This window comes from Streptomyces sp. NRRL F-5123, assembly GCF_000721495.1.
Classification (GTDB): Bacteria; Actinomycetota; Actinomycetes; order Streptomycetales; family Streptomycetaceae; genus Actinacidiphila.
In genome coordinates this window covers 1-4582 of the sequence record NZ_JOHY01000123.1, presented here as the reverse complement: position 1 = coordinate 4582, position 4582 = coordinate 1, and the positions used below count along the sequence as shown (strand labels likewise).

Here is a 4582-nt window from a genome sequence, read left to right as displayed (position 1 = left end):
CGAGGGAATGCCGTTGCGGGCGTTGATGTCCCACAGGTTGATCGCCTTGGGGTCACCGCTGGACTCGCGGATGATGTTGCGGTGGATTCCCTCGTACGTGCCGGGGATCCCCTTCTTGTGCATGATGTCGAGCGACTCGCGGATCCAGCCGTCGAGGTTGTTCGCGTAAGTCTTCGCGGCCGGCTTGGCCGCGGTGGTGCTCTTGGCCGCGGTGGTGCTCCTGGCCGCGGCCTTCTTCGGCGCGGCGGCCTTCTCGGCGGCCTTCCCGGCGGCGTGCGTGCGCTCGGTGGAGCGGTTCGCGGCGGCCTTCGCCTTCGCGCGCTCGTTCGCCTCGGCGGCGGCCTTCTTCTGCGCTGCCTCGGTGGCGGCCTTCTTCTGCGCCTGGGCGGCGAGGTCAGCCGTGTGCTGCGCCTGGGCCTTCGCCTGCGCCTGCTGGGACGCGGTGGCGGCCTGCGCGGTGGCGGCGGAGTGCCCGGCCGTGCTGCTCGCCGCAGACGCCGAACCGGCTCCGGCGGTCGCTTCCAGCCCGGTGACGGTCAGCACGACCGCGGTGGCGGCGACAGCGCCGGCAACGGTGATCCTGTGCTTCTTCGGCATCTGGTTGAACTTCGCGAGCGTCGGGAGCTTCTTCGGCATCGTGGGGAGCTGCATGGAGAAATTACCTCTTCCGTAGCGGGACTCCTGAATTGTTAGGGGGGGCGGATCCCCGGGTCAAAGAACCCCGCTACGGCCCGGATTCGTAGAATGCCCGCACCGCACTCGTCCGCCGTGCGACACGGCGGCCGTGCGGACTAAGCCGCTTAGTATGTGACCCACGCCTCGTAGAGGGCATCACAAATGGCCCGCACATTTCTCACCGCGAGCGAGAAAAGGCGCGCGCTGCGTGAACGGAAATGGTGACCGGGGCCACTCGCCGAGCGCTGTCGCGCACCCCTCCGGGCCGGGCAGGCACTTCCGTGCGTGCACGGGGGTGGTCCGACAGGGGGCGCGGCCGCATCATCAGCCACTAGGAACTCCAGGGACACGGACGGACGGGGAGGGACGGGATGGACGGCAGAGGGCAGGGTGTCGGCCGGCGGGCGTTAGTGGCGGGGGCGGCGCTCGGGGCCACGGGCCTGGCGGCGGCGCCCGCACGGGCGGCGGGCAGCACGGCGGGCAAGGCGGGCGTGGCACGGGTGTACGGCTCGGGCGGGCACACCGTCGTCGCGCAGCCGCTGGCGAACGGCGACGGGTCGAACCCGCTGGTGCAGGTCAGGGACGTCAACCGGGCGGGCCAGGTGCTGGGCATGATCGACGCCGGGGAGGGCGCGGCACCGCGGTGGCCCTCGGCGATCTGGGCGGACGGGCGGGTCACCGTGCTGCCGTCGCCGGTGGAGGGTGCCGCGGACTGCGGTGCGACCCGCCTCAACGACCGGGGGCAGGCGGCCGGCTATTACACGGTGGCAGGGCGTGAACACGCCACGCTGTGGACCGGTGGGGTGCCGCGGGTGCTGGACATCGGCACCGTGTACAGCAGGGCCTACGCCCTGAACAACGCCGGGCAGGTCGCCGTCCGCGGCTACGACCAGCCGAGCGGGGAGACCGCGACCTGGAACACCGTGTGCCTGGTCGACGGGGACGACGGGGACACGGTGACCACGGTCGAGGCGCTGAGCGGCAAGGGCCTGGCGGCGGTGGCGGTCAACGACCGGGGCGAGGTCCTGGTGGCCACCAGCGTGCCGCAGGGCGGTCCGCACGGCGCCTTCCTGTGGCGGGACGGCGCGGTCGTCACCGACTTCGCGGGCGTGACGGGCCTGCAGGGCGTCGCGGGGCTCGACGTCTGCGGGGATGTCGTCGGCGACTTCAACGCCTTCGACGGGGGTCCCGACCCGCGCGTCTTCCGCTGGTCCGGCGGCGCGCTCGGCACCGTGAGCGGTCCGGGCGGCGGCAGCGCCTGGGTGTCCGACCCCGCCATCCACCGGGCGCTCAACGACTCCGGCGACTTCGTCGGCGTCACCAGCACCTCCGCCGGCAACCGTCCCTTCCTGTGGAGCGCCGGCACCCTCACCGACATCGGCACCCTCGGCGGCCGGCTCGCCTACCCCGTCGGCGTCAACGACGCCCGCCAGGTCACGGGTGTCTCCCAGCGCACCGACGGCTCCTACGGCGCTTTCCTGTGGCGCTCGGGCGAGCTGATCGACCTCACCCCGCCCCCCGGCTTCGACGGCATCGCCGTCGACGCGATCACCGAGCAGGGCGACGTCCTGGGCAGCGCCTCCACCACCGGATCCGCGGGCGTGTACTTCCGCTTCACGGTGTTGTGAGCCCGCCCCGCCGCCCGCGCGCCGGCCCTCGCGCGCGGGCGGCGGGGAGCGCCACGGACGTAAAAGGGGAAACGCGGCACACTGGGTGGCATGCCGGAATTGCCTGAGGTGGAAGCGTTGCGGGGGTTTCTCGGGGAGCGGGTGGTCGGGGAGGTGGTGGAGAAGGTCTACGCCGTGGGGGTGCACGCGCTCAAGACGTACGAGCCGGGGGTGGCGGTGCTGGAGGGGCGGCGGGTGGACGAGGTGGGGCGGTTCGGGAAGTTCCTGGGGCTGCGGGCAGGGGACGTGTGGCTGGTGATGCACCTGGCCCGGGGCGGCTGGGTGCGGTGGAGCGACGCCGTGCCGGAGGCGCCGCCGCGGCCGGGGAAGGGGCCGCTCGCGCTGCGGGTGCGGCTGGCGGGCGGGGCGGGGTTCGACGTCACGGAAGCCGGGACGCAGAAGCGGCTGGCCGTCCACATGGTGCGGGATCCCGCGGAGGTGCCGGGGATCGCGCGGCTCGGGCCCGATCCGCTGGCGGCGGCCTTCACACCGGAGGTCTTCGCGGGGCTGCTCGCGGGTGAGCGGCGGCAGATCAAGGGAGTGCTGCGGGACCAGAGCGTGATCGCCGGGATCGGCAACGCGTATTCCGACGAGATCCTGCACGCCGCCCGCATGTCGCCGTTCCTGCTGGCCGCGAACCTCACGCCGGAGCAGGTCGCGCGGCTGTACGAGCTGATCGGGACGACGCTGCGGGACGCGGTGGAGCGGTCGCGCGGGCTGCCGCTGCGCGACCTGAAGGCCGAGAAGAAGAGCGGGCTGCGCGTGCACGGCCGCAAGGGCGAGCCCTGTCCGGTGTGCGGCGACACCGTCCGCGAGGTGTCCTACCGCGACTCCGCCCTCCAGTACTGCCCCACCTGCCAGACCGGCGGCAAGCCGCTCGCCGACCGGCGGATGTCGCGGCTGCTGAAGTAGCCGCCGGGCCGGTGGCCCCGAGTCAGGCCCTGTCGATGTGGACGTTCGTCGACTTCACCCGGGCCACCGCCTCCGCGCCGACCTCCAGCCCCAGTTCCTCGACGGCCTCGCGCGTGACGAGGGAGACCAGCCGGTGCGGACCGGCCTGGATCTCGACCTGGGCGGCGACGTCGCCGAGCTTGACGGCCGTCACGATGCCGGGGAAGGCGTTGCGCACGGAGGTGCGGGAGGGCTCGCCGTCGGGGTCGGCGGACTGGGCGATCTCGACGGAGAAGGCCGCCAGGTCGCGGCCGTCGACGAGCCGGCGCCCGGCCTCGTCGCGGTGGGTGGCGACCCGGCCGGCGTCCGCCCAACGGCGGGCGGTGTCGGGGCTGACGCCGAGCAGGCGCGCGGCCTGTCCGATGGTGTACGACGGCATGCCGCCAGCCTAGGCCGTGTCTGACGAATAGCGTCGTCCGCCCGCAGGGCGGGGCCGGAGGGGTCTGGTGCTCCCCCAGAGCTTCGCCTGGGAGGTACCCCCGGATTGCAAGGCGGAGGGTGGGGGCACCTCCCGGGCCGCCAGGCCCAGGGGGAGAGAGCGCAGGGGGCACCTCCCGCCGAAGGCAGGGGGAAAGCGTGCGTGCCGGACACCGCCAGGCAGACGGGACTTGTCAGACACGGCCTGGGGCCCGGCTGCGTGGACAGGGTTCTGCGGCCCAAAGACATTCCGGACCGCCCCCCGTCAGGGCAGACTTGCCGCATGACGTCGAAGCCGCTGAGCAAGGGTGCCAACACACCGGTCACCGCGACCGCCGTACGGGTGGTGCTGACATGGGCCGCGGGGCCGCCGGGGGGAACGGACCCGGACGCCTCCGCGCTGCTCCTCGCCCGGGACGGGAAGGTGCGCGGGGACGGCGACTTCGTCTTCTACAACCAGCCGCGGCACGCCTCGGGCGCGGTGCGGCACACCGGCAAGCAGCAGGCGGGCGGCGCGCACACCGACACCGTCGAGGTGGAGCTGCCCCGGCTGGAGGCGGCGGTCGACCGGGTCGTCCTCGCGGCGTCCGTGCACACCGGCACGTTCGGCTCGCTGAGCGGCCTCGGGCTGCGGCTGCTGGACGCCGCGTCCGGCGTGGAGTTCGCGCATTTCGACGTCACGGCGACGACCGAGACCGCCCTGGTCGGCGGCGAGTTCTACCGGCGCGACGGGGGCTGGCGCTTCCGCGCGATCGGGCAGGGGTACGCGTCCGGCCTCGCGGGGCTCGCGACGGACTACGGGATCAGCGTCGACGACGAGCCCGCCCCCGCTCCCCCGCAGCCCGCGTCCGCCCCGCAGGCCGCCCCCGCTC

The 4582-nt window shown here is 73.7% G+C and carries 5 protein-coding genes; 3 read left to right on the top strand and 2 right to left on the bottom strand.

Annotated features, from left to right (window positions below; all coding sequences use genetic code 11):
- Positions 1 to 651 (bottom strand): hypothetical protein (locus IH54_RS0138325; protein ID WP_052398353.1); only part of this gene is annotated, 651 nt, incomplete at its 3' end.
- A 395-nt stretch (positions 652 to 1046) separates the two neighbouring features.
- Here IH54_RS0138325 and IH54_RS0138320 point away from each other — a divergent pair.
- On the top strand, positions 1047 to 2303 hold the full coding sequence (locus tag IH54_RS0138320; RefSeq protein ID WP_159012378.1) for a hypothetical protein: 1257 nt from the start codon (positions 1047 to 1049) through the stop codon (positions 2301 to 2303).
- A gap of 90 nt (positions 2304 to 2393) precedes the next feature.
- Positions 2394 to 3254, top strand: coding sequence for an Fpg/Nei family DNA glycosylase (locus IH54_RS0138315; RefSeq protein WP_031526083.1), 861 nt, complete (start codon positions 2394 to 2396; stop codon positions 3252 to 3254).
- A gap of 22 nt (positions 3255 to 3276) precedes the next feature.
- On the opposite strand, the gene IH54_RS0138310 is transcribed toward IH54_RS0138315, so the two are convergent.
- Positions 3277 to 3672, bottom strand: coding sequence for a TOBE domain-containing protein (locus tag IH54_RS0138310; RefSeq protein ID WP_031526080.1), 396 nt, complete (start codon positions 3670 to 3672; stop codon positions 3277 to 3279).
- Between the two features lie 321 nt (positions 3673 to 3993).
- On the opposite strand from IH54_RS0138310, the gene IH54_RS0138305 reads away from it, so the two are divergent.
- Positions 3994 to 4582: TerD family protein (locus tag IH54_RS0138305; RefSeq protein ID WP_031526079.1), on the top strand; the 589-nt coding region annotated here is incomplete at its 3' end.

Excerpts from the sequence above, each read along its gene's own strand:
- IH54_RS0138315 (WP_031526083.1), top strand. The coding sequence starts at position 2,394 with ATGCCGGAATTGCCTGAGGTGGAAGCGTTGCGGGGGTTTCTCGGGGAG.
- IH54_RS0138320 (WP_159012378.1), top strand. The coding sequence starts at position 1,047 with ATGGACGGCAGAGGGCAGGGTGTCGGCCGGCGGGCGTTAGTGGCGGGG.
- IH54_RS0138310 (WP_031526080.1), bottom strand. The coding sequence starts at position 3,672 with ATGCCGTCGTACACCATCGGACAGGCCGCGCGCCTGCTCGGCGTCAGC.